17 protein-coding genes and 2 tRNA genes are annotated in these 22,774 nt (G+C 67.2%); 13 read left to right on the top strand and 6 right to left on the bottom strand.

All coding sequences use genetic code 11. The features are described 5' to 3' along the window. Window positions 1–41: 41 nt before the first annotated feature. From AAF481_17770 to AAF481_17750, 5 genes are all read left to right on the top strand, one after another. The gene (locus AAF481_17770) at window positions 42–854 is read left to right on the top strand and encodes a hypothetical protein (GenBank protein MEM7483026.1); all 813 of its coding nucleotides are present in this window, start codon (window positions 42–44) and stop codon (window positions 852–854) included. 77 nt (window positions 855–931) lie between these two features. Beyond that, window positions 932–1,861 (top strand): helix-turn-helix domain-containing protein, encoded by a 930-nt coding sequence (locus tag AAF481_17765; GenBank protein MEM7483025.1) that lies wholly within the window; start codon window positions 932–934, stop codon window positions 1,859–1,861. Beyond that, window positions 1,858–2,883 (top strand): hypothetical protein, encoded by a 1,026-nt coding sequence (locus AAF481_17760; GenBank protein ID MEM7483024.1) that lies wholly within the window; start codon window positions 1,858–1,860, stop codon window positions 2,881–2,883. Before AAF481_17765 ends, AAF481_17760 begins: the two co-directional genes overlap by 4 nt. 80 nt (window positions 2,884–2,963) lie before the next feature. Beyond that, complete coding sequence (locus AAF481_17755; GenBank protein MEM7483023.1) at window positions 2,964–3,611, top strand: DnaJ domain-containing protein; 648 nt, start codon at window positions 2,964–2,966, stop codon at window positions 3,609–3,611. Then, window positions 3,611–4,372, top strand: a complete 762-nt coding sequence (locus AAF481_17750) for a Stp1/IreP family PP2C-type Ser/Thr phosphatase (GenBank protein MEM7483022.1) — start codon at window positions 3,611–3,613, stop codon at window positions 4,370–4,372. The genes AAF481_17755 and AAF481_17750 overlap by 1 nt, the downstream gene beginning before the upstream one ends. A gap of 18 nt (window positions 4,373–4,390) precedes the next feature. Here the strand turns inward: AAF481_17750 and AAF481_17745 are convergent, their stop codons facing one another. From AAF481_17745 to AAF481_17730, 4 genes are all read right to left on the bottom strand, one after another. After that, on the bottom strand, window positions 4,391–5,503 hold the full coding sequence (locus AAF481_17745; protein MEM7483021.1) for a VWA domain-containing protein: 1,113 nt from the start codon (window positions 5,501–5,503) through the stop codon (window positions 4,391–4,393). A gap of 37 nt (window positions 5,504–5,540) precedes the next feature. Further along, window positions 5,541–7,328: a long-chain fatty acid--CoA ligase gene (locus tag AAF481_17740; GenBank protein MEM7483020.1), complete on the bottom strand. Its 1,788-nt coding sequence runs from the start codon at window positions 7,326–7,328 to the stop codon at window positions 5,541–5,543. A 71-nt stretch (window positions 7,329–7,399) separates the two neighbouring features. Further along, window positions 7,400–7,478: transfer RNA gene (locus AAF481_17735), tRNA-Pro, on the bottom strand. Between the two features lie 139 nt (window positions 7,479–7,617). Beyond that, window positions 7,618–7,694: transfer RNA gene (locus tag AAF481_17730), tRNA-Pro, on the bottom strand. 258 nt (window positions 7,695–7,952) lie between these two features. On the opposite strand from AAF481_17730, the gene AAF481_17725 reads away from it, so the two are divergent. The 3 genes from AAF481_17725 (at window position 7,953) to AAF481_17715 (ending at window position 13,623) form a co-directional block, all read left to right on the top strand. Then, window positions 7,953–9,446, top strand: coding sequence for a peptide MFS transporter (locus AAF481_17725; protein MEM7483019.1), 1,494 nt, complete (start codon window positions 7,953–7,955; stop codon window positions 9,444–9,446). Between the two features lie 440 nt (window positions 9,447–9,886). Next, entirely contained in the window at window positions 9,887–12,619 is a 2,733-nt protein-coding gene (locus AAF481_17720) for a M20/M25/M40 family metallo-hydrolase (protein MEM7483018.1), read from the top strand. Window positions 12,620–12,651: 32 nt separating this feature from the next. Further along, complete coding sequence (locus AAF481_17715; GenBank protein MEM7483017.1) at window positions 12,652–13,623, top strand: alpha/beta fold hydrolase; 972 nt, start codon at window positions 12,652–12,654, stop codon at window positions 13,621–13,623. On the opposite strand, the gene AAF481_17710 is transcribed toward AAF481_17715, so the two are convergent. After that, window positions 13,620–14,531: a cobalamin-binding protein gene (locus AAF481_17710; GenBank protein MEM7483016.1), complete on the bottom strand. Its 912-nt coding sequence runs from the start codon at window positions 14,529–14,531 to the stop codon at window positions 13,620–13,622. The two genes, AAF481_17715 and AAF481_17710, sit on opposite strands and share 4 nt — an antisense overlap. Then, complete coding sequence (locus tag AAF481_17705; protein MEM7483015.1) at window positions 14,528–15,286, bottom strand: hypothetical protein; 759 nt, start codon at window positions 15,284–15,286, stop codon at window positions 14,528–14,530. Before AAF481_17705 ends, AAF481_17710 begins: the two co-directional genes overlap by 4 nt. Before the next feature lie 153 nt (window positions 15,287–15,439). On the opposite strand from AAF481_17705, the gene AAF481_17700 reads away from it, so the two are divergent. The 5 genes from AAF481_17700 (at window position 15,440) to lipA (ending at window position 22,673) form a co-directional block, all read left to right on the top strand. Then, a complete protein-coding gene (locus AAF481_17700) occupies window positions 15,440–17,656 on the top strand; it encodes a thioredoxin domain-containing protein (GenBank protein MEM7483014.1) in 2,217 nt (738 codons plus the stop codon). A 210-nt stretch (window positions 17,657–17,866) separates the two neighbouring features. Beyond that, complete coding sequence (gene nadA / locus AAF481_17695; protein MEM7483013.1) at window positions 17,867–18,877, top strand: quinolinate synthase NadA; 1,011 nt, start codon at window positions 17,867–17,869, stop codon at window positions 18,875–18,877. Then, window positions 18,874–20,547 carry an L-aspartate oxidase gene (locus AAF481_17690; GenBank protein MEM7483012.1) on the top strand — a complete coding sequence of 558 codons (1,674 nt, stop codon included), beginning with the start codon at window positions 18,874–18,876 and terminating at the stop codon, window positions 20,545–20,547. The genes nadA and AAF481_17690 overlap by 4 nt, the downstream gene beginning before the upstream one ends. Further along, window positions 20,540–21,415 carry a carboxylating nicotinate-nucleotide diphosphorylase gene (gene nadC / locus AAF481_17685; protein MEM7483011.1) on the top strand — a complete coding sequence of 292 codons (876 nt, stop codon included), beginning with the start codon at window positions 20,540–20,542 and terminating at the stop codon, window positions 21,413–21,415. Before AAF481_17690 ends, nadC begins: the two co-directional genes overlap by 8 nt. A 280-nt stretch (window positions 21,416–21,695) precedes the next feature. Then, window positions 21,696–22,673, top strand: a complete 978-nt coding sequence (lipA, locus tag AAF481_17680; protein ID MEM7483010.1) for a lipoyl synthase — start codon at window positions 21,696–21,698, stop codon at window positions 22,671–22,673. Window positions 22,674–22,774: the final 101 nt, after the last annotated feature.

Here is a 22,774-nt window from a genome sequence, read left to right as displayed (position 1 = left end):
TGAAGATAGCACAGGAATCCTTTGATCGGTACGATAGCCCGGTGAACGAAAGCTCATCCGAATCGGAGCCCCTCCCGGTGGCCGCGCCGGCTCCCGCGGGTCGCCCCGATCCCGCCGCCGAAAGCGCCGTGGCGACCCTGCGACGCCGCTTGCGCGAGGCCGATGAAGAGGGGCTCCTGCGATTGATCCGGGAGACGCCTGATGACCGGTTCGACGCCGTCGCCGCACGCCAGGCGCTGCGCAATCCCTTCGCCGGATCCGCGGTGACCGAGTGGGTGCTGGGGCGGCCGGCCCTCAAGGCGGTGTACGAGGTGCGGCGGGATCTCGCCTTCCATCCGGCGACGCCTCAGGCTCGGGCGCTGGACCTGGTCCCCGGTCTGTACTGGCGGGACCTGGTGGCCCTCGGAGCCGAGATGCGGGTTCATCCGGCGCTGCGGCGGGCCGCTGATCGCAACTTGATCCGGCGCTTCGCGGGCCTGTCCCTGGGCGAGAAAACGGCCATCGCCCGGCGGGCCGGAGGCACCCTGCTGGCGCACGCCCGGAACGACAAGAATCCGCGGGTGATGGCCGCCGTGCTGGAGAACCCCCGCTTGACGGAAGGGCTTTTGACGCCGCTCCTGCGCCGAGATGATGCCGAGCCGGCGGTGCTCGAGACGATCGCCGGAAGTCGGCGATGGGGAAGCCGCTATGCGGTGCGGCGGGCTCTCAGCCGCAATCGCAGAACGCCCGATCCGGTGGCCTTGCGGCTCCTGCCGCAGCTCAAGAAGAACGACCAGCGAGCGGTGGCCTCGGACCCGAAGTTGTCGCCGGTGGTGCGGCGCCGGGCGCGGCTCCTGTTGGGGGAGCATCCCTGACCGGTGCCAGGGCTTCGAACGCGCCTGCCTTTCCTTTCACCAAAAGCGGGTAACTCTGCTAGAGTCTGTACGTTGCGATGGGCGAGCCACAAGCCTCACCTCAGCCGCGGGAGCGGAATGTACCCACCCCTTCGGAGGATCTAACGAAAGATTCCGCAGGGGAGGGCCGCGCCACGCCCTGGAGCAAGGGTGATCAGGAAGTCGAGGAGGGATCCTTCGGCCGCTGGTTGCGACGCCAACGGGAGATCCGCGAGATCGACCTACGCGAGATCGCGGATCGCACCAAGATCAGTCTGCGCTACCTGAAAGCGATGGAGCAGGATCGGTTCGATCTGCTGCCGGCGCCGGTGTTTGCCCGCGGTTTTCTGCGCGAGTACGCTCGCTATGTGGGGTTGAGTCCCGACGAAGTGGTGAACTTTTACCTCTCCGCCCATGAGGACATGGAGGTCACCGACGAGGATGAAACGCCCGCGCGCCTTGGCCGATCCAACTCCTGGCGGTACGGATTGGTCCTCGCCCTGGTGGTGCTTCTGCTCGCCGCCCTCGCTATGTATGTGGCCTACTACCTGGAGAACCGCCGGCCGGAACCGGCGGACGATTCGTCCGCTTCACAGTCCGCGGCGGTGGCCCCCGCGGCTCTGCGGGGAGCGCCTATCGCCGCGGAGACCTCTCCCGCCGTGAGTTCGGCCTCTGGGGACGCCAGCGAGGGTTCTTCGGCGATCGAGGAGCCGCCTTCGGCGCCCCTCGAAGTCACCCTGGATTTCACCGGCGAGTGCTGGGTGGAGGCGGTGATCGACGGACGCCAACGGATCAGCGAACTTCACGTGCAGGGTGAGTCCCTCCTGCTGGCGGCTCAGCGCGAAGTCTTCCTGCGCAAGATCGGCAACGCCGGCGGGGTGGAAGTGCAAGTCAACGGTCGGCCCTTCGACCTCCAGGGCGTCGCTGGCGACGTGGTAGGTGGCATCCGCATCGATTTGAACTCGCTGGCGGCGCTCGAAGGCCCTTGACCGAGTCTCCGGAAGATCTCCTAAACCAAGTTCTGGCGGGCGAAAGCCGACAGCTCAAGGTGCTGGCGGCGAAGGGGCTCTTGCCCGTGGCACCGGCGGAGCTGATTCCCGTGCAGGTCGCCCTGGCGGACGGTTCCGACGCAGAACTGGCGGAGATCGCCCAGGATTCTCTCTCCGCCCTCGAGGTGGCCTTGGTCAGCCACTTCCTGGAACGCGAGGCGGGCAACGAGGTGATCGCCTACTTCGCTTCCCACCGCCGTCATCCCCAGGTGATGGAGACCATCCTCGGTCGGCGCGACGTATCGCGGCCGCTGCTGGTCGAACTGGCCGAGAGCCTCGAACCGGATTACCAGGAACTGCTCCTGCTGCGCCAGGACGTGGTGGTCGAGGAACCGGCCGTCCTCGATGCGCTGGAGCGCAATCCCGACCTGAGCCGCTATTCTCGCCGCCGCATCCGCGAGTACCGGGAGCACCTGCTGCCGCGCAGCCAGCAGCAGGAAGACGAAGAGACCGGACCGGTCGAGGAGGCCTCCGATGAGGAGGTGGCCGAGGCGATCGAGAAAGTTCGCGAAGAGGAACCGGCGGACTCGGACGACGAGGCGGAGGATTCGACCGGCCTGACGGATCATCAAATTCGCAGCCTTCCGGTGCCCGTTCGGCTGCGTTTGGCCCGCGGGGCGCGGCATTCCTTGCGCGGCATCCTGGTGCGCGATACCAATCCCTACGTGGCGGTGGCGGTGGTCAAATTCAACGCCATCACCGAGCAGGAGGTGGAGCAGATCGCCCACAGCCGTATGGTGTGCGAAGAGGTGCTCGAAGAAGTGGTGCGCAATCGTTCGTGGATGAGCAAGTACAAAATCGTGACGGCGTTGGTGAAGAATCCTCGCACGCCGCTAGGCGCCGCCGTGCGTTTGGTCCCCCGGCTGGCGGTGCGGGATCTGCGCAATCTCACCCGAGATCGAAACGTGCCGGAACCGGTTCGCTCCACCGCAGGTCGTTTGTATAGAATCAAGCGTCGATAGATTCATCGGGGAGGGTATTCCCCGAGGTTGAGCCGTTCTGAAAACCTCTGCCTTCTGCTGGCCGCCTGGGAAGCGAACGATTGGCTAAGAACTACTACGCAATTCTCGGGATCTCCCAGCACGCCACGGATCAGCAAATTCGTGAGCGCTTCCGGGCGATGGCCCGTGAAAAGCATCCAGATCGCTATCAGGGTGAAGAGAAGGCACAAGCGGAGACCGACTTCCAGGATTTGACGGAAGCGCTCAACGTCCTGACCAACCCCGAGCGGCGGCGTCTCCACGATCAAGAGATTGCCCGGCCCGAAAGTCAGGATCAGCAGGGAGTCGACGCGGAGCAGCTGGCAAAGGTGTATCTGCAGCGCGGGGTGAAGTCCTACCGCGAGAAAAACTACCTGCAGGCGGCGGACAACTTCGATCGGGCGACCAAGGCGGAGCCCGGCAACGCCCTCGGCTGGTACAACTTGGCCCTCGCCTGCAGCCATCAACAGCGTTGGACCTCGCGCGCTTTGGAGGCCATCGCCAGGGCTTGTGAACTCGCACCGATGAACGTCAACTACCTGAAGACCGCCGGTCGCCTGCATCGCCAAAGCGGGCGCGCCACGCAGGCGCTGCAGTATTACGAGCAAGCGCTGACCTGGGGCGGCGACGACGATACCGTCCGCCAGCAGGTGGAAGAACTGCGGCAGGGCAAAAAGGCCAAGGGCGGGCTTTTCGGAAGGGGTAGTTGATGCCTGAGGTCAAGGCCTTCGGGTTGACCGATCGCGGCCTGGCGCGTCCCCACAACGAAGACTACTTCGAAATCGATTCGGATCAGAATCTGTTTCTCGTCGCCGACGGCATGGGCGGCCATCGCCACGGCGAGGTGGCTTCTCAGCTTGCCGTGCGCACCATCAAGGACTTCGTTGACAAGACCGCCAATCCCGAGACGACCTGGCCCTTCGTGCCGGAGCCGGAGCTTCGGCGGCCCACCAATATCCTCAAAATGGCGGTGCGTCTGGCGCACGATCGGGTGATGTACGCGATCCGCGAGGATCGGCGCCTGTTCGGCATGGGGACGACGGTGGTGGGTCTGCTGCTCGAGGACGGCTTCGCCGCCATTGCCCACGTCGGGGACAGCCGCGCCTACCGCCTGCGCGACGGCAATCTGGAGCTGCTGACGGACGATCACACCTGGGTCAACGAGCAGGTGGTGGCGGGTTTTCTGTCGGCCGATCAGGCGCGGGTGCATCCGCTCAAGAACGTGGTGACCCGGGCGCTGGGCGGCGAGCGGGAAGTGGCGGTGGACATCAAGGAAGTGGAGGTCGAATCCGGTGACCTCTTCATCCTGTGCTCCGACGGCTTGACCACCATGCTCAGCGACGAAGAAATCCTCGCCGGAGCGCAGTCTTCCACCAGTCTCGATGAGATCTGCCACAACCTGGTGGACGCCGCCAACTCCCGCGGCGGTCACGACAACGTGACGGTGGTGGCCCTCGGAATCGAAGGCTAGGCGCTGGTTCCAGCGCGGCTACTCGGAGTCCACGTCGCCCCAGCCATAGCCCTTCCGCACCCGTAGCCGCAGGCTCGGATCCTTCAACTCGACATCCACTTTCTGGAAGCCGCTGTCGCCGGCCGGGTGCTCGGTGCGGTAGCTCAGCAGGTAGTAGCCGCCGTTTTCCTTCGAGACCTCTTTCAGGGGAGCTCCGAAGCGCACGAAGCGCTCGAAGTATCGGCCGCCAGTCTCCTGAGCGAGCTGGCTCATCGAGTCGGCGAGGGCGTGGCGCACGTTGGTCGGCGTGATGTCGAGGGCGTAGACGGCGACGTTGTTGTCGTTGAGCGCTCGCGCCATGGGCGGGTAGTAGCGCGGATCCTGGCGATAAATGCCGTTCCGGTCCACCTCGCCGAAACCGAGGCCGAAGTAGATCAGGTTCTTGCGCCCGGGAATGTGGCCGGAGGCTCGCGCCAACCACTCCAGGGCGTCGTAGTTGCGCGGCGTCTCGCGGCTCAGCTCCTTGCCGGCGGGCAGGTGGGCGCGCAGCGAGCGGTCGAGGTTTTCGCCGCCGCCGCGGGACCGCCAGTTGCCGTCCGGTCCGGTGGCCTTGGCGACCTGGCCGATGGCGCGGGTGAGGGCTGCCCGATCGCGGGTGAAGTCCTGGTAGATGCGCAGCTCGTAATCGAAGCCGGCAACGGCCACCCAGTCCGCCGGCGCCAGCTCCGTCTCAATCCAGCGGGCCGCGTCGCGGGCGGCGAGCAGTTGGCGGGAAATCAGGTCGACATTGGTCTGATTGCGCTTCTGGTCCTCGAACAGCAGGATGAAGGTGCGGTCCCGTGGTTCCGTGTCGATATCGCCGGCAATGGCGCCAGGATCATCGAGCAGCTCAGAGCTGCTGTAGAACGTCACTCCGGTGAGGTTCACCGGCTCGCCAGCTTCCTTGACCAGGAAGTCCTGGGGTCCGAGGCCGAGGACGGTATTGCCCTTGCGATCGGTCACCAGGGCATCGAGCAGGACTTCCTCGACGACGATCCGGTCGTCGAAGGATCCGGCGTCGTCCTGGGCCAGCGCCGGCAGCGGTAGGAGAAGGGGAACGGCGAGGGCGGCAGCGAGGGTGAACACGACGGTGAAGGAATGTGGGCGCCTCATAACCCTCATCTCCCATGCACGCCGTGTGCCGGCTCCGTCAGGCGAACAGCTTGGCGATTTCGTCCTGCCAGCGTTCTCGGATCACCCGCCGCTTGAGCTTCTGGGTGGGGGTCAACTCGCCGTCCTCGACGGTGAACTCCCGCGGCACGAGCTCCCAGCGAACGATCTCCTCGTAGTGCGCCAGTTCGGCGTTGACCTTCTGAACTTCCGACGCTAGAAGTTCGCGCACCGCCGAGTCGGCGATCATCGCGTCGGGATCGGTGGCCGCCAGGCCGCGGGCTCGCGCCCAGGTCGCGAGGTTTTCGAAGTCCGGCGCCAGCAGGGCGCCGAGGAATTTCTGGCGATCGCCGATCACCATCGCCTGGGAGATGTAGGTGCTGGCCTTGAGGGCATTCTCGATCGGCGCCGGCGCGATGTTCTTGCCATAGGCGTTAACGATCAGCTCCTTCTTGCGGTCGGTGATGCTTAAGTAACCGTCGTCGTCCAACTCGCCGATGTCGCCGGTGTGGAACCAACCGTCGGCGTCGATCGCCTCGGCCGTCTCCTCCGGCAGGTTGCGGTAGCCCTGCATGACGTTTGGGCCGCGGGTGAGGATCTCCCCGTCGTCGGCGATCCTCACCTCCACCCGCGGGATCACCTTGCCGACGGTGCCCAGCCGCACCGCGCCGGGGCTGTTGGTGGTGATGATCGGGGAGGTTTCCGTCAGCCCATAGCCTTCGTAGATTGGAATGCCGGCGCCCCAGAAAAATTCCGCCACGTCCTTGGCCAGCGGCGCCCCGCCGGAGACGGCAAACTCGAAGCGGCCGCCGAGGCGATCGCGAATCTTCGAGAACACCAGGCCGTCGGCCAGGGCGAGCTGCAGGCCGAGGAAGCCCGAGGGATGGTCGCCCGCCAGCCGCTCCGGCAACGAGCGGCGCGCCACCCCTTGTGCCCAGCGGAAGATCTTCTGCTGCACCGCCGAGCCGGCGGCGACGTTCTCCCGCACCTTCGCCAACACCTTCTCGTACACCCGCGGCACGGAAACGAACACGTGCGGCCGGATCTCCTGAAAGTTCTGAGCCACCGAGTGGATCGATTCGGCGAAGGCGATGGAGACGCCGCGGTAGTAGTAGCAGTAGGAAACGGTGCGCTCGAAGACGTGCGACAACGGTAGGAAGGACAGCGCCGTCTGGTCGCTTCGGATGTCGTTGAGAGCGAGACCGGCGGAGATGTTCGAGACGAAATTGTCGTGCGACAGCATCACGCCCTTGGGTTTGCCGGTAGTGCCGCTGGTGTAGACCAGGCTCGCCAGGTGGTCCGGCTCGACGGCGGCGGCGAGAGCCTCGAACTCGGCCGGGTCGTGGCCTTCGGCGCCGGCCAATAGGGAAGCGAAGGAGGTGACCTCGGCGTCCGTCTCTTCCGGCCCGGCGGCGGCGGGATCGATCAGCACGAAATGCTCCACCGCCGGCAAGGCGGCGCGCTCTTCGAGCAGGCCATCGAGCTGTTCGCGGGTCTCCACAAAGAGCACCTTCGCCTCGCTGTCGGAAATCACATAGGCCGCTTGATCCGCCGGCAGGGTGGGGTACACCGGCACCGTGACGGCTCCACGGCAGAGAGTGGCGAAATCCACCACCGGCCAGTGCGGTCCGTTGTCGGCCATTAGGGCCACACAGTCGCCGGGCGCCACCCCCAGGGTGCCGAGGGCGTGGCTTGCTCGCTGCACCCGATCCGTCAGTTCGGCCGTCGAAACGGGCTGGTAGGTGCCATCGACCTTGTGGAGAAGATGCTGCTTCTTGTGGAATCCGGAGGTCACTCGGAAGACATCGCAGAGAGTTCGAATCGACATGATCCGAAAGTCTATCGGCTGCTCGCCGGTGGAGCGAGGGGAAGAGTGCAGTTGTTGCGGGAGAAGGAGGGTCGGGCGAGAGGATTTGAACCTCCGGCCTCACGGTCCCGAACCGTGCGCACGGAACTCAAGGGGGGGGCTGGGCGCCCGCACGCGGGACCGCCCCCTCACCGCCAAGAAGTGTCATTCTTGGCGGTTCACCCCCGTCCTCGGCGAGGCTGTCGCCGCCTCGCCGCCTCGCCGCTTTGGGCTCGGGTCGCGCATTTCGTAGCTTGTTGCGGGAGAAGGATGGTCGGGGCGAGAGGATTTGAACCTCCGGCCTCACGGTCCCGAACCGTGCGCTCTACCAGGCTGAGCTACGCCCCGAGTTCGTTGCCCTGATCCGGGCACGAGGGTACGCGGGCGATGCCCGCGCGAAGGCGGAACGATAACCCGAGGCTGACCGGGGGGTCAACCCACCGGCGAGGGGAACGTATTCGGGGGAGTGGCGAGTTGTTGACGGACGGGCACGGCAGGCCTGCTATCCTACGCCGAGCCTGCTGAACAGACGGCCTCCGGAGCTCCCGTTTCCGGCGGCCCCACTGGGGATGCGTTTCAACTTCCTGCGTAAAGGATGAGCCCGTCATGAGCCAGTCCGCGACCTTCGATCCATCCACTTCTAAGCAGATTCTCGGCCACCCGGCCGGTCTGTGGACCCTCTTCTTTACGGAGATGTGGGAGCGCCTCAGCTACTACGGTATGCGAGGCATCCTCGTGCTCTTCATGGTGGCCACCGTCTCGGACGGTGGGTTGGGTTACGAAACCGAGACAGCGGCCGCGATCTACGGCCTTTATACCGGCTTCGTCTACCTGCTGGCGCTTCCCGGCGGCTGGATCGCCGACAAACTGTGGGGTCAGCGCAAAGCCGTCTTCGTCGGCGGCTGCATCATCGCCGCGGGCCACTTCTCGATGGTCATCGAGTCGGAGTTCTTCTTCTTCCTAGGTTTGATTCTGGTGTGCATCGGCACCGGATTGCTCAAGCCGAATGTCTCGACGGTGGTCGGCGAACTGTATCCGGAGGGTGGCGCGCGCCGCGATGCGGGCTTCTCGGTGTTCTACTCGGGCATCAATATCGGTGCCCTGTTGGGACCGATCATCTGCGGCTTCCTGGGCGAGAAGTACGATTGGCACTTGGGCTTCTCGGCGGCTGGTATCGGCATGGTCTTCGGCCTGATCCAGTACAAGCTGGGCGAGAAGCGGCTCGGGACCGCCGGTCTGTACTCTGAAGACGATGCCGGCACCCCGACCTACAACAAGCGTCGCAACTCCGCCTACGTCGTGTTTGGGGCGGTGACCCTGGCGGCGGTGGCTTTCGGATATGCCGTTTACAGCGGGGTCTTCCCGATCACCTTGACCCAGATCGCCGAGAGCTTGACCTACATCATCCTGGTTCTCGTCGCCCTCTTTTTCCTCTATCTGCTGCTGCAGAAGAGCCTCAACGTCACCGAGAAGAAGCGCCTGGGGGTGATCTTCTTCCTGTTTCTCGCCGTGGCGGTGTTCTGGAGCGGCTTCGAGCAGGCCGGCTCGTCGATGAACCTGTTCGCCAACGACTACACCGACCGCATGATCGGCGGTTGGGAGATGCCCACCTCCTGGCTGCAGTCCGTCAATCCGCTGTTCATCATCCTGCTGGCGCCGGTGATGGGTATGGTGTGGACCAAGCTCGGCAGCCGCAGCCCGTCCATTCCGTTCAAGGCCTTCCTCGGTCTCTTGGGTCTGGCGGTCGGCTTCTTTGTGCTGGCCTGGGGCGCCTCCGGTGCCACCGACGGCAACCTGGTGAGCCCGAACTGGTTGGTGGTGACCTACTTCTTCCACACCGTCGGAGAACTGTGCATCAGCCCCGTCGGCCTCTCCGCTATCACCAAACTGGCGCCGCGCGGCCGCGTCGGTCAGATGATGGGTGTGTGGTTCATCGGCACCGCCCTCGGCAACGTCTACGCCGGGCTGGTCGCCGGACGCCTGCAGGACCTCGATCCGGCGCCGCTGTTCGGCGCCGTCGGCCGCAATACCCTGATCGCGGCAGTGGTGGCCTTGATTTTGGTGCCGGTGATTCGAAGATTGACGGTGGGAATTAAGTAGACTCACCGCTGGACTTCGCGCGACCGAGGCGGGATCCTTTCAAGGGGTCCCGCCTTTTTGCTTGCGAGGGCACCAGAAGTTGGGGGCCGGCGGCCGAGCCCATAGGGCTCGGCGGCGCCAGAGGCGCCGAGGACGGGGTGAGGCCGAAAACTCTGGAGTTTTCGGGTGAGGGGCGGACCGCGTGCGGGCGCCCAGCCCCCTGGAGAAGAATCTAGCAGGGTAGCTGAAATCATAGGCCGAAGGCCTTTTTCAGCAACCTTCTAGATGGATGTACCGACGAGATGCAGAGGAAGACGATGAATCACCAGGCGAAGGAAACCGTTGCGGCGACTCGGCTCGTCAGAATCGGGGGACTGGCGTTGCTGGGAGGCGCTCTCTTGGGCTGTGCTTCGGCTACTCCAACGGCTCCTCCTCCGGCGCCGGCCGCGGAGACGGCACCGATGTCCGCCGAGGCGCCGCCGGCCCCGGCCTCCGTCGCGCCCGGATCCCTTGGCGGTGAATCTCACCTGGCGAATATCACCCAGCTCACCTTCGGCGGTGAGAACGCCGAGGCCTACTGGTCGCCGGACGGTGAGGAGCTGATCTTCCAGTCCTCCCGTCCGCCCTACGAGTGCGACCAGATCTTTCGCATTGCGGTGCCGGAGTTGGGCGTGGGCGGGGTGGCGCCGCCGGAGGCGACTCTGGTCTCCACCGGCGAGGGCCGCACGACCTGTGCCTACTTCGCCTATCCGGACGGCGAGCGCATCCTGTACTCGTCGACGGACCTGGGCGATGCCGCCTGCCCGCCGCCGCCGGACCGCTCCCGCGGCTACGTGTGGCCGATCTATGACACCTACGACATCTTCCTCGCCTGGCCCGACGGCTCGGAGCGGGTCCGCCTGACGGATCATCCGGCCTACGATGCCGAGGCCACCGTCTGTCCGGTGGACGGCTCGATCGTCTTCACCTCCACCCGCGATGGCGACCTCGACCTCTACCGGATGGACTTCGACGGCAAGAACGTCCAGCGGTTGACCCACGCTCCGGGCTACGACGGCGGCGCTTTTTTCTCGCCGGACTGCTCGCAGATCGTGTGGCGCGCCTCGCGGCCGCAGGAGGGAAACGAGCTGGACGAGTACCGTGACCTGCTCGAAAAGGGCCTGGTGCGGCCCGGCCGGCTGGATCTGTGGGTGGCCGACGCGGACGGCGAGAACGCCCGGCGGATCACCTACCTCGAAACCGGCTCCTTCGCTCCCTACTTCCATCCGGACGGCGACCGCGTTCTGTTCTCCACCAACTACGGCTCCGAGAGCCCGCGGGAGTTCGAGATCTGGGCGGTGGACGTACAGGGTACCCGCCTGGAGCGCATCACCCGCTCGCCGGGCTTCGACGGCTTTCCGATGTTTTCACCGGACGGCCGCCGCCTCGCCTTCGCCTCGAACCGCAACCAGGGCGCTCCGGGTGAGACCAACGTGTTCGTCGCCGACTGGCGGGACTTCGAGCCGGTATTCGAGCCCCGGGCGGCGGATCGCTGGCTGGACGACGTCTCCTGGCTGGCGGACGACGAGCGAGAGGGCCGCGGCATCGGTACTCAGGGACTCGAAGCGTCGGGTCGCTACATCGCCGGTCGCCTCGCCAGTCTCGGTGTTCAGCCGGCCGGCGAGGACGGCTGGTTCCAGCCCTTCGAGGTCGAGGTGGAGGTGGCCGTCGAAGAGGGCACTTCCCTCATTCTCAACGGCGTGTCGTTGGCCGACGATGCCTTCCGGCCGCTGCCCTTTGCCACCTCCGGTTCGGTGACCGGTGAGGTGATCGCGGCGGGCTACGGCATCACCGCCGAGGATCTTGCGATCGACGACTACGCCGGCCTCGATGTGGCCGGCAAGGTCGTGCTGGTGCGCCGCTTCGTGCCGGCGGAGGGCATCGAGAACGACGCTGATCAGCGGCGCTACAGCGACCTGCGTTACAAGGCTTGGAACGCCCGCGAGCACGGCGCCGCGGCGCTGTTGATCGTCGACCTGCCGGAGCCGGCGGACGGTGAGGAGATGCCCGAGGAGGCCTCCTTCCCGGTCCTACGGGTGGACTCCAAGGGCGACGCCGGGTTGCCGGTGGCCATGATCTCCCGCGCGGTGGGCGCAGGGCTGTTCTCCGGCGGCCACCGCGCCCAGCTCGAATTGCGGCTGACCCGCCGAACGGAGGAGGCCTTCAACGTGGTGGGGAAGATCCCCGCCGGTGAGGGCCGTTCCGGCGCCGGTGCGGTGGTACTCGGCGCGCACTACGATCACCTCGGCTTTGGCGGCTCCTCGTCGCTCAGTCCGGATTCGAGTGAGCCGCACAACGGGGCGGACGACAACGCCTCCGGCGTGGCCTCGTTGCTGGAGGCGGCGCGCCAGCTGATGGAGCGCCCGGAAGGGCCCGGCGGCGACATCTACCTGGTGGCGTTCTCCGCCGAGGAGTCCGGTCTGCTGGGCTCGACCCACTTCACCCGGCAGCCGCCGGCGGATCTGGGGTCGGTGGAGGATCTGGTCGCGATGGTCAACATGGACATGGTCGGCCGGCTGCGCAACAACCTGCTGGCGGTCTTGGGTGGTGAGTCCGCCGCAGAGTGGGGCGAGCTGGTGCCGGCGCTGTGCGCCGAAGCGCTCCTCGAGTGCACCTTGGGCGGCGACGGCTACGGTCCGTCGGACCAGACGCCGTTCTACGCCGCCGGTGTGCCGGTGCTGCATCTCTTCACCGGGACCCATAACGACTACCACAAGGACACGGACGACACGCCGTTGCTCAACGCCGCCGGCGGCGCGCAGATCGCCTCTCTGGCGGCGGGCCTGGCGGCCCAATTGGCGGATCGCACCGAACCGCTGAGCTATCAGCAGCGTCCACGGCCGCTGCCGGCCGGCGACTCCCGGTCGAGTGGCGCCTCCTTGGGCACCATTCCGGACTATGCCGGTCCCCCCGGCGGCGGCCCCGGCGTGTTGCTGGCGGGGGTGCGGCCGGGTAGTGCGGCGGATCGAGGCGGTCTTCAGCGCGGTGATGTGCTGGTCTCCCTCGGCGGCCGCGCGGTGGCCGACATCTACGACTTTGTCTACATCCTGCGTGACGCCAAGCCCGGCGAAACGGCGACGGCGGTCGTGGTGCGGGAAGGCGAGCGCCTGGAATTCGAGATCACCTACGGCCGTAGCGGCCGGATGACCCCCTGAGCGTTTGGCGAAGAGTTGTTGGTGAACCCGAGATGAATATCGCCGGCCATTTCCACACCGTCGTGCCGCGCCTGCGCTACGCCTTCTCGCCGGTGCCGGAGCCGCCGTCGGCAGAATGGGCCCTCGAGATTGCCGATTCGAAACTGGGTACGGTGCGCTTGTCCGGCCGGTTGAGCCGCTGCGAGGCCGCCGGCGACCGGCTGCTGTTGCTGGTGCACGGCCTCGGCGGCTGTTCCGAGAGCCCCTACATGACGCGGGCCGCCCGCGCCGCCCTGGCCGCCGGCTTCGATGTGCTGCGCATCAACCTGCGGGGATCCGATCGCCGGGGTGAGGACTATTACCACGCGGGTCTCGGTGAGGATCTGCGGCGCGTCTTGGCTTGCCAGGACCTAGCGGCCTACGACCATCTCTACGTTCTGGGCTATTCCATCGGCGGCCACGTTTCTCTGCGGATGGCGACGGAGGCCTGCGATCCTCGGCTGCACTCGGTGGCGGCGGTGTGCGCGCCGCTCGATTTGGCACCCTGCGCTCGGCACATCGACCGCGCCTCCCGGGTGGTGTACCGCACCTACCTGTTGAATGGCCTGCGCTCCATCTACGCCGCCGTCGCGGAGCGCCGGGAGGTCCCCATCGACCCCGCCGAGGCCAGAAAGATCCGCTTCCTGCGGGAGTGGGACGATCGGGTGGTCGCCCCCCGCCACGGCTTCGCCGGCGCGGACGACTACTATGCCCGCGCCAGCGTCGGGCCGCGCCTCGGCGACCTCACCGTACCGGCCCTGCTGGTGCTCTCGGAGGACGATCCGATGATCCCGGCGACCGCCCTCGAAGAGCGGCTGGCGGACCGGCCGGCGGCCCTGACGGTTCGGCGGGTGGCGATCGGCGGGCACCTGGGATTCCCCAAGGCGGTGAACCTCGGTCTCGGCCACCTGCCGGCTGAGTCCAGTACCGGCGGCGGTCCGGAAGTGATCGAGGAGCAGATTCTGGGGTGGTTGGCCACCGTCTAAGCAGGCGGCCCGTGGAGCAAGCGCGCCAAATGCTCCACCCCGTCGACCAGCCGCGGCCCGGGCCGGCTGAACAGGCCGTTGGCGTCCACCGGATAGACCCTGCCCTGGCGCACCGCCCGTAGCGCTCGCCACTCGGAAAGGCCGATGAGGGCGGTCATCTGCCGGCGGGCCGATACCTCGTCGAAGCCGCAGGGCATGATCACCAAGGCGTCCGGGTCGGCGGCGGCGAGCTCCTTCCAGTCCGTCCGGCGGGACGGTTCTCCGGCCTCCACCAGGGCATCCTCGGCACCCGCCCAGGCGAACATCTCCGGCACCCAGTGACCGCCCAGAAAAAGCGGGTCCAGCCACTCCAGGGCCACCGCCACCAACCGCGGGCGTCGGCGGTGGGCGATGGTTTGGGAGACGTTCCGCAGGCGCCGCCGAAGGTTCGCGATCAACTCCGTGGCGGCATCCGGCCGGCCCAGCGCCTCGGCGGTCCGCTGGATGTCCCGGAATACCCCTTCGAGGGTGCCGCCGGCGAGCGAGACCACCGTCGGGCAGGCCGCCAGCCCAGCGAGTTGGCTTTCATCCACCGCGCACACCGGACACAGATCCTGGGTGACGATCACCTCCGGCCGCAGGCGCCGGAGGAGCCCTTCGTCGAGGGTGGCGAGCGGGGTGGTGGTGGCGACGGCCTGCCGCACCGCCTGGTCAATCTCCGCCGGCGTGGAGCCGGCGGAGAGGGAGGTGGTGGTCACCGAAGGCAGGTTTGCCGCTGCCGGCGGGTGGTCGCACTCGTGACTGACGCCCACCACCGTGGCACCGGCGCCCAACGCAAAGAGGATCTCCGTACCGCCGGGCACCAGTGAGACGACTCGGGGAGAGACGGTGCGGCCGGGCGGGACAACGCGCTCGGGCGAGGCGGTCAATCGGCCTCGAATTCGGTGAACAGGGTTTCCGACAGCTCGGTGGGCACTTCGATCGGCGCCAGGCTGATCTGGCGATCGCCGCCCACCTGCTGCCGCATCGGCGCCAGGCGGATGCCGCCGTAGGTCTCCCAGCCTTCCCAGGTCCAGGCGGTGGGATCGGAATCCGGCTCCTGGCTCTGGAGCACGTAGGCCCAGCGATCGACCTGCGCGGTCTCGCGATCCACCCACACCCAGTAGCGATCGCCGGGGGTCAGGCCGATGTCGTCGCCGAAGGTCATCAGCAGCTTGTCGTAGCCGCGGCCATCGAGGGTGTCCTCGGAATCCCAGGTGAGATTCACTCCGGGGTCCCTGAGCTTATAGGGCATCAGCAGCCAGTAGGTGTCGTTGACCCAGGCGGCCCAGGCGTTTTCCAGCGCTGTGGTCAGTTCCTCGCCAGCCAGTGCCGCGCCGTCGCGCTGGGCACGTCCCTGCTTGCTGCTGAGGTTCATCAACACCACGTAGGGGCGGTCTTCGCGGTCGGTGCCCTCCAGCCGATAGTGTCCGGTCGCCCGATCCCAGGTGTGGAATCGGCGCTCGAAGAAGCCGAACTTGAGGTAGCGGGTGGACTCCCAGGCCTCCTCGCCGCCGAGGGCTTCCATCACCCGTTCAGCGATGGCGGCGGCTTTTTCGGCCTTGGACTCATCGTCCGCCTGCAGGGTGCCGACGGCGCAGAGAGCGAAGATGAAGATAAGCAGCAAGACAGTTCGTAAGCGCATGACGATCTCCAGGGGATGGTTGCGGTGCCGCCGACCGGGCGGTGCGAGGGCCGAATCCTAGCAGCCCATCCGGAGATTTCGGCGCGGCCGGCCGGCTGCTATCCTGGCCTCTCGGTCGGGATCTCACCACCGCCTGATTCGCCGGAGAACTCCATGAGCCAGATCACCCCCGGGCGCGAAAACCGCCTGGCCCAGGAAAGCAGTCCCTACCTGCTCCTTCACAAGACCAACCCGGTGGATTGGTACCCCTGGGGGGCGGAGGCCTTCGAGCGCGCCCGGGAGGAAGGCAAACCGATCTTCCTGTCGGTCGGGTACTCCACCTGCTACTGGTGCCACGTCATGGAGCGGGAGTCGTTCACCGATCCGGCGATCGGGCGGCAGCTCGCGGAGGGCTTTGTGTCGATCAAGCTGGACCGGGAGGAGCGCCCCGATGTCGATGAGATCTACATGACCGCCACCCAGATTCTCACCGGACAGGGCGGCTGGCCGAATTCGGTGTTCCTGACGCCGGATCTCAAGCCGTTCTATGCGGGCACTTACTTTCCGCCGGAGGATCGCCACGGCCGGCCGGGATTCTCCACCCTGCTGGCCGGCTTGGCCCGCGCTTGGGGAGAGCGGCGAACGGACGTGGAGTTGCAGGCCGAGGAAGTCGCCGACGCGATGGCGAAGTTCATCGAAGGGCGTTTCGAAGCCGGTGACGCACCGCCGTCGGCGGCGGTTTTCGGTCGGGCCGTCACTTCTCTTACGGAGACCTTCGATCCCCAGTGGGGCGGTTTCGGCGGCGCGCCGAAGTTCCCGACGCCGGCCAACCTGTTGCTGCTGCTGGAAGCCCTCGAATCCCATCCGCCGGCCCGGCCGATGCTCGAAGCGACCCTTGACCAGATGGCCCGCGGCGGCATCTACGACCAGCTCGGAGGCGGCTTTCACCGCTATGCGACGGACCGCGAGTGGAAGGTGCCGCACTTCGAAAAGATGCTCTACGACAACGGCCTGTTGCTGGAGGTCTACGGGCGCTGGTTCGAGGCCACCGGCGATTCCCAGGCGGAGCGAGTGATCCGCCAAACGGCGGCTTTTCTGGCCCGCGAGCTGACCTCGCCGGAAGGCGGTTTCTGGAGCGCTCTGGACGCCGAAACGGAGGGTCGCGAGGGCGCCTTCTACGCCTGGTCCCGGGACCAGCTCGCCGCCGCACTGGACGACGAGACCCGGACCTTTCTGGCGCCTCTTCTCGGCTTGGACGGTCGGGCATTCTTCGAGGGCGACTGGGTTCTGCATCTGCCGGAGACCTTAGCCGCCCAAGCGGCGCGGCGGCGGCAGTCCGTCGACGAGCTGCGGTCCGCCATGGCGCCGGGCATGGAGCAGCTCTTCGACGCCCGGGCCGAACGCCCGCGGCCACTGACCGATGACAAGATCCTCACCGACTGGAACGGCACCGCCATCGCCGGCCTCGCCGTAGCCGGCCGGGTGCTGGAAGACGAAGTGCTGATAGCCCAGGCGGCGCGGGCCGCGCGCTTCGTGCTCGCACATCTGCGGGCTGCTGACGGCACCTTGCTGCACTCCTGGCGCCAAGGTGAGGCGAAGATCCCGGCGATGCTCCCGGACTATGCCTTTTTTGTCGCCGGTCTCCTGGCCCTCGCCGCCGCCGAGCCGGAGGAGGTCTGGCGAGCGGCTGCCGAGGAACTGACGGAGCAGCAGATCACCCGCTTGCGGGCGCCGGAGGGTGGATCCTACGTGGCCGCCGAGGGCGACGACCTGCTGTTTCGCAGCCGCGATGTGTTCGACGGCGCCCTGCCGGCCGCCAATTCGGTGGCGATTCTGAATCTGTTGCGCCTGGCGGAAGGGCCCAAAGGCGACCGCTGGCGAGAGGAAGCGGAAGCCGCCCTCGCCGCCTTCGGCCCACAGGCGGAAGCGCTGCCGCAGGCGGCCCGAACTCTGAGCCTGGCGGCGCGTCGTTGGCACGGTGCAGACCTCCGGGCGGAGGCCGAGGGCCATGCACCACCGCCGCTGGAGGCGGGAGACGGTTCGGTGGAAGTCGATCTGGCGGTCGAACCCGCCGGGGAGGACGGCTGGCGAGCCTTCGAACTGAAACTGGAGATCGCCGCCGGCTGGCATCTCTACGCTCCGGACGCCGCGGACCAGGGCTTGCGTCCGGTGAGTCTGTCCGTGGTCGAGGGAGAGCTGGCGGCGGTGGAGATTCCCGCCGGTGAGCCGCTGGCGGTGGTTGGCGAACCGGTGCCGGTGCTACATGGCGGGGTGACGTTGCGGGGGCGATTGCGTTCCGACGGTCCTGTGGCGCGGCTGGTGCTCGCCTACCAGGCCTGTGATGATGCGCGCTGCCTAGCGCCGGCGCGCATCGAACTGACCGTCGACTGAGGCATGCCCCATGCCACTTCCGTCGCACATTCCTTGACAGATAGATATACTCACTAGTAGTATAAGGGGCGTAGCGGTCGGCGGTTAACAACCGCTTTGTTTCGGCCGCGCATTTTTTGGCCCTCATTAATACTCGATTTGAGCATAATTCGATCCAGGCATCAGCAGATCGATTCGATCATGCGGGCATTGAGCCCAGGAGGAGCAGCCATGACCACCCTCGCCTACACCCCAGACGTCGAGCGCCGCACCGCGCCGGTGTTCGACCTTGTGCAGGACGTCATCCCGGCGGTGGAGTGGCCGGTCTTCGCGCCCCATATCGACGCGATCGAGCGCCTCAAGAGTAAGCGCAACGCGGTGGTTCTGGCCCACAACTACCAGACGCCGGAGATTTTCCACGGGGTGGCGGATGTGGTGGGCGATTCCCTGGCGTTGGCCCAGAAGGGGGCCGAGACGGATGCCGACGTGATCGTGCTGTGCGGCGTGCACTTCATGGCCGAGACGGCCAAGATCCTGAGTCCCGAAAAGACCGTTCTGATCCCCGATGAGCGGGCCGGGTGCTCCCTTGCTGACTCGATCACCGCCGAGGATATTCATCTGCTGCGGCAGCGCTATCCGGGGGTGCCGGTGGTGACCTACGTCAACACCTCGGCGGCGGTGAAGGCTGCGTCGGACATCTGCTGCACTTCGGCCAACGCCGTGGAGGTGGTGGAGTCCCTGGGAGTCGAGCGGGTGATCTTTCTGCCGGACGAGTTCCTGGGCAAGTGGGTGGCGAGCCAGACGGACGTCGAGGTCATCCTGTGGCGGGGCCACTGCGAAGTGCACGAGCGCTTCACTGCGGACGAGATTCGCGCCTACCGGGAGCGCTTCGATCACCTGGAGGTGTTGGCCCATCCGGAGTGTCCGCCGGAGGTGTTGGCGGAGGCCGACTACGTAGGCTCGACGTCCGGCATGATCCGCCACGTCGGCGAGAGCGGCTCCCGGCGGGTGGTGATGATCACCGAGTGTTCGATGAGCGACAACGTGGCGGTGCATCACCCGGGGGTGGAGTTCATTCGTCCCTGCAACCTCTGCCCGCACATGAAGCGCATCACTCTGCCGAAGATCCTGCGCTCGCTGGAAGAGATGAGGCATCGGGTAGAGGTCGACCCGGCGGTGGCGGCGGACGCCCGGCGGGCGGTCGAGCGCATGCTGGCGGTGGGCCGTGGAGCCGGCCGATGACGCGATCGATCGAGGCGGCGACCCAGGGGCGGGATCCCATCTACGCCGACGAAGTGCGCGGCTGCGACGTTCTGGTGGTCGGAGGCGGTGTCGCGGGCTTGAGCGCCGCTCTCGGCTCCGCCGCCCGTTCCGTGACGCTGTTGACCAAGACGGCCTTCGGCGCGGGTGGCTCGAGCCGCTGGGCCCAGGGCGGCATCGCCGCCGCCGTCGGGCAAGACGACTCGCCGCAACTCCACGGCGCCGACACCCTGGCCGTTGGCGGGGGACTGGCGGATCCGGCGGCGGTTGACATCCTGACCCGCGAGGGGCCGGCCCGAATCGCTTCGCTCATCGCCCTCGGCGCGCGCTTCGACCGGGTCGATAGGGGTGCCGAGGCACCCCTCGCCCTGGGGCGCGAGGCCGCCCACAGCCGGCGGCGCATCCTGCACGCCGGCGGTGACGCCACCGGCGCCGAACTGGTGCGCACGCTGATCGGCGCCGTGCGGTCGGATCCACGGATCCGGGTGGCGGAGCACACCTTCGCCCTCGATCTGGTGGTCGAGAAGGGGAGAGTCTTCGGCGTGTTGGCGGTCGAAGGCGGCCGGGCGGGCGAGCCCTACCGGCGCATTTTCTACCGCTCCGCCGCGGTGGTGCTGGCCACCGGTGGCTGCGGCCAGCTCTACCGCTGGACGACCAATCCGCCGGAGGTCACCGGCGACGGTCTGGCGATGTCGGCGCGCGCCGGCGCCGAGTTGGTGGATCTGGAGATGGTGCAATTCCATCCCACCGCCCTCGCCGCCCGCCAAGACCACCCGACGGCGCCGCTGCCGCTGTTGACGGAAGCCCTGCGTGGCGAAGGAGCGGTGCTGATCGACGGCGCCGGCCATCGCTTTATGGTGGACGAACACGAGCTGGCGGAACTGGCGCCGCGGGACATCGTGGCCCGCGCCATCGCCCGGCGCAGCGCCGCCGGCGGAGAGGTGTTTCTCGATGCGCGGGAGGCCGTGGGGGAGCGCTTCCCGGAACGATTCCCAACGGCCTTCGAGGCCTGCCGCCGATTTGGGATCGACCCGCGCCGGCAGCCGATGCCGGTGGTGCCGGCGGCCCACTACAGCATGGGCGGAGTGGCCGTCGATGCCCGTGGCCGGACGTCCCTGCCGGGCTTGTGGGCCTGCGGTGAGGTGGCCTCGACGGGCGTTCACGGGGCCAACCGCCTGGCGAGCAACTCGCTGCTGGAGGGGCTGGTGTTCGGCGCTCGGGTGGCGGCCGATGCCAAGCCCCGGCCGATGGCGATGCCGCGTTTGGCGGTGCGCAAGACGGCCTCCCGGCCGCCGACGGAGGATGCCACCGCTCAACGGGCGGAGCTGCGCAACCTGGCCTGGCGACACCTGGGGCTCGAGCGGTCGGCGGAGGGGTTGCAGGCGGTCCAGCGCCGGTACCGTCGCCTGGCCGAGGAGCTGCCGGCGATCGAGGAGAGTACCTTCGCGGCCCTCGAATCCCGCAACCTGGTGGCCGTCGGCCTCGGGGTGGCGCGGGCCGCCGAGCGGCGACGGGAGAGCCGCGGCGCTCATTTCCGTCGCGACTTCCCGGCGGTGGACCCGGCTTTCGCCTATCGTCTGCGCTGGCGTGGAGAAGAAGTCATCGATGCCCGCTCCGGCGGTCGTGTCCGCGAGGGAGCCGCCGGTGAGTGAGGTGACGCTGCCCTTTCCGCTGCTCTACGAACCGCTGCTGCGCCGCGCCCTCGAAGAGGACCTCGGCCGCGCCGGCGACCTCACCAGCGATGCCATCGTGCCGCCGGGTACCCGTGCCCGGGCGCTGGTGGCGGCCCGAAGTGCCGGCCGGGTGGCCGGACTGGAAGTCGCCCTCAGGACCTTCCGGCTGCTCGATCCGTCGGCGGAAATCTCGATTCTGGTGCCGGACGGTGCGGACGCGGACGCCGGCCGGGCCGTCGCCCGGGTGGCAGGTGAAGGGCGAGCGGTGCTCGCCGCCGAACGGGTCGCCCTCAACTTGCTGGGGCGCCTGTGCGGCATCGCCACCGTCACCCGCGACCTGGTGGCGACGGTGGAGCGCCACGGCGCCCGGGTGGTGTGCACCCGCAAGACCACACCGGGTCTGCGGGCGCTCGAAAAACACGCCGTGCGGCTGGGCGGCGGCGCCAACCACCGCTTCGGCCTGGACGACGCGGTGTTGATCAAGGACAACCATCTGGCCCTCGCCGGCGGGGTGAAGGCGGCGGTGGCTCGGACCCGCGCCCGGGTTGGCCACCTGGTCAAGATCGAGGTCGAGGTGGATGATCTGGAGCAGTTGGACGAAGCGCTGGAAGTCGGCGTGGAGGCGTTGCTGCTCGACAACATGTCCCTCGATCAACTGCGTGAGGCGGTGAGCCGGGTCCGGGGTCGCACGGGGGGCAGGACGGTGATCGAGGCATCCGGCGGCATCCGGCCGGACACCGCCGCCGAGATCGCCGCCACCGGGGTAGATTTGCTCTCCGTCGGCTGGTTGACCCACAGCGCGCCGGCCCTCGACGTCGGCTTGGACATCGAGCTAGCGGGTTGCTGAAAAAGGCCTTCGGCCTATGATTTCAGCTGCCCCGCTAGCTTTTCTTTCCAGGGGGCTGGGCGCCCCCTCGGTAGAAAAGGCAAGCCTTTTCCACCTCCCCCCGTCCTCGGCAGCTGTGCTGCCGCCTCGCCCTTCGGGCTCGGTCGCGAAATCGAGCCAATAAAGTCTGTAGGGGAATAGCTCTGTCGGAAGGGCTGCTAGACTGTAGCTCCCAGCGGTCGGGTGCATTTCTCCGCTGATCGCTCCGCCCTCGATTCACTCTCTTTCCGAGATTCTCATCGTGTCAGAAATCAGCACTTCCGCTCCCGCCCGAGTTCACAACCCCGCTGCCGCCGGCGCGTCTTTGGTGCAGATCGGAGCGGCTCCGAAGCAGCCGCCGCGGGAAGGTCGTCCCGAGTGGCTGCGCATTCGATTGGCCACGCCTTCGCAGTACCATAAGGTCAAGTCGCTGGTCGACCGCCTCGACCTCCACACGGTTTGCCAGGAAGCCCGCTGCCCAAACATCTACGAGTGCTGGGGTGAACACGGTACGGCGACGTTCATGATCCTGGGCGACATCTGCACGCGGCGCTGCGGTTTCTGCGCCGTGACCACCGGCCGTCCGGCGGCGGGGGTGGACGAGAAAGAGCCGGAGCACGTCGCCGAGGCGGTGCGCACCATGGGATTGCGGCACGCGGTGATCACCTCCGTCGACCGGGACGACTTGAAGGACGGCGGTGCGGGCCACTTCGCACACGTGATCGAAGCCATTCACGACACCAGTCCGGGCACCGCCGTCGAAGTGCTGACGCCGGATTTTCGAAAGGTGGACGACGCGCTGGACATTGTGCTCGGAGCACGGCCCGAAGTCTTCTCGCACAACATGGAAACGGTCCCGAAGATGTACCGAAAGGCCCGTCCCGGAAGCCGCTACGAGCGCTCCCTCGACCTGCTCGCGGCGGCTGCGCAGGAGCGCGATGCAGGCCGCTATGACGGGCGGGTGAAGACCGGCCTGATGCTCGGCATCGGCGAGACCGACGATGAACTGCGGTCCACCCTGACGGACATCCGCGCAGCAGGGGTCGAGATCGTCACCATGGGGCAGTACCTTCAGCCGACGCCGGACCATCTGCCGGTGGATCGTTGGGTGTCGCCGGATCAATTTGCCGATTTCCGGGACTTTGCACTGTCCCTCGGTTTCGACCACTGCGAGGCCGGGCCGTTGGTACGCAGCAGCTACCACGCTCACGAGCACGTCAAAGCGGCTCCTACTCGCTAGGGGATGTGGAGTCTTCCTGGCGAGCCACCCGCCGCCCGGTCGATCGAGGAAAACCGAAAATTCAGGCGAGGCGGAACGAGGGTGGCCAAGCCTAGGCACGA

This window comes from Acidobacteriota bacterium (assembly GCA_039030395.1).
Lineage (GTDB): Bacteria > Acidobacteriota > Thermoanaerobaculia > Multivoradales > JBCCEF01 > JBCCEF01.
Note: the sequence above shows the minus strand (reverse complement) of the source record. Positions and strands in the feature narration are given on the sequence as shown.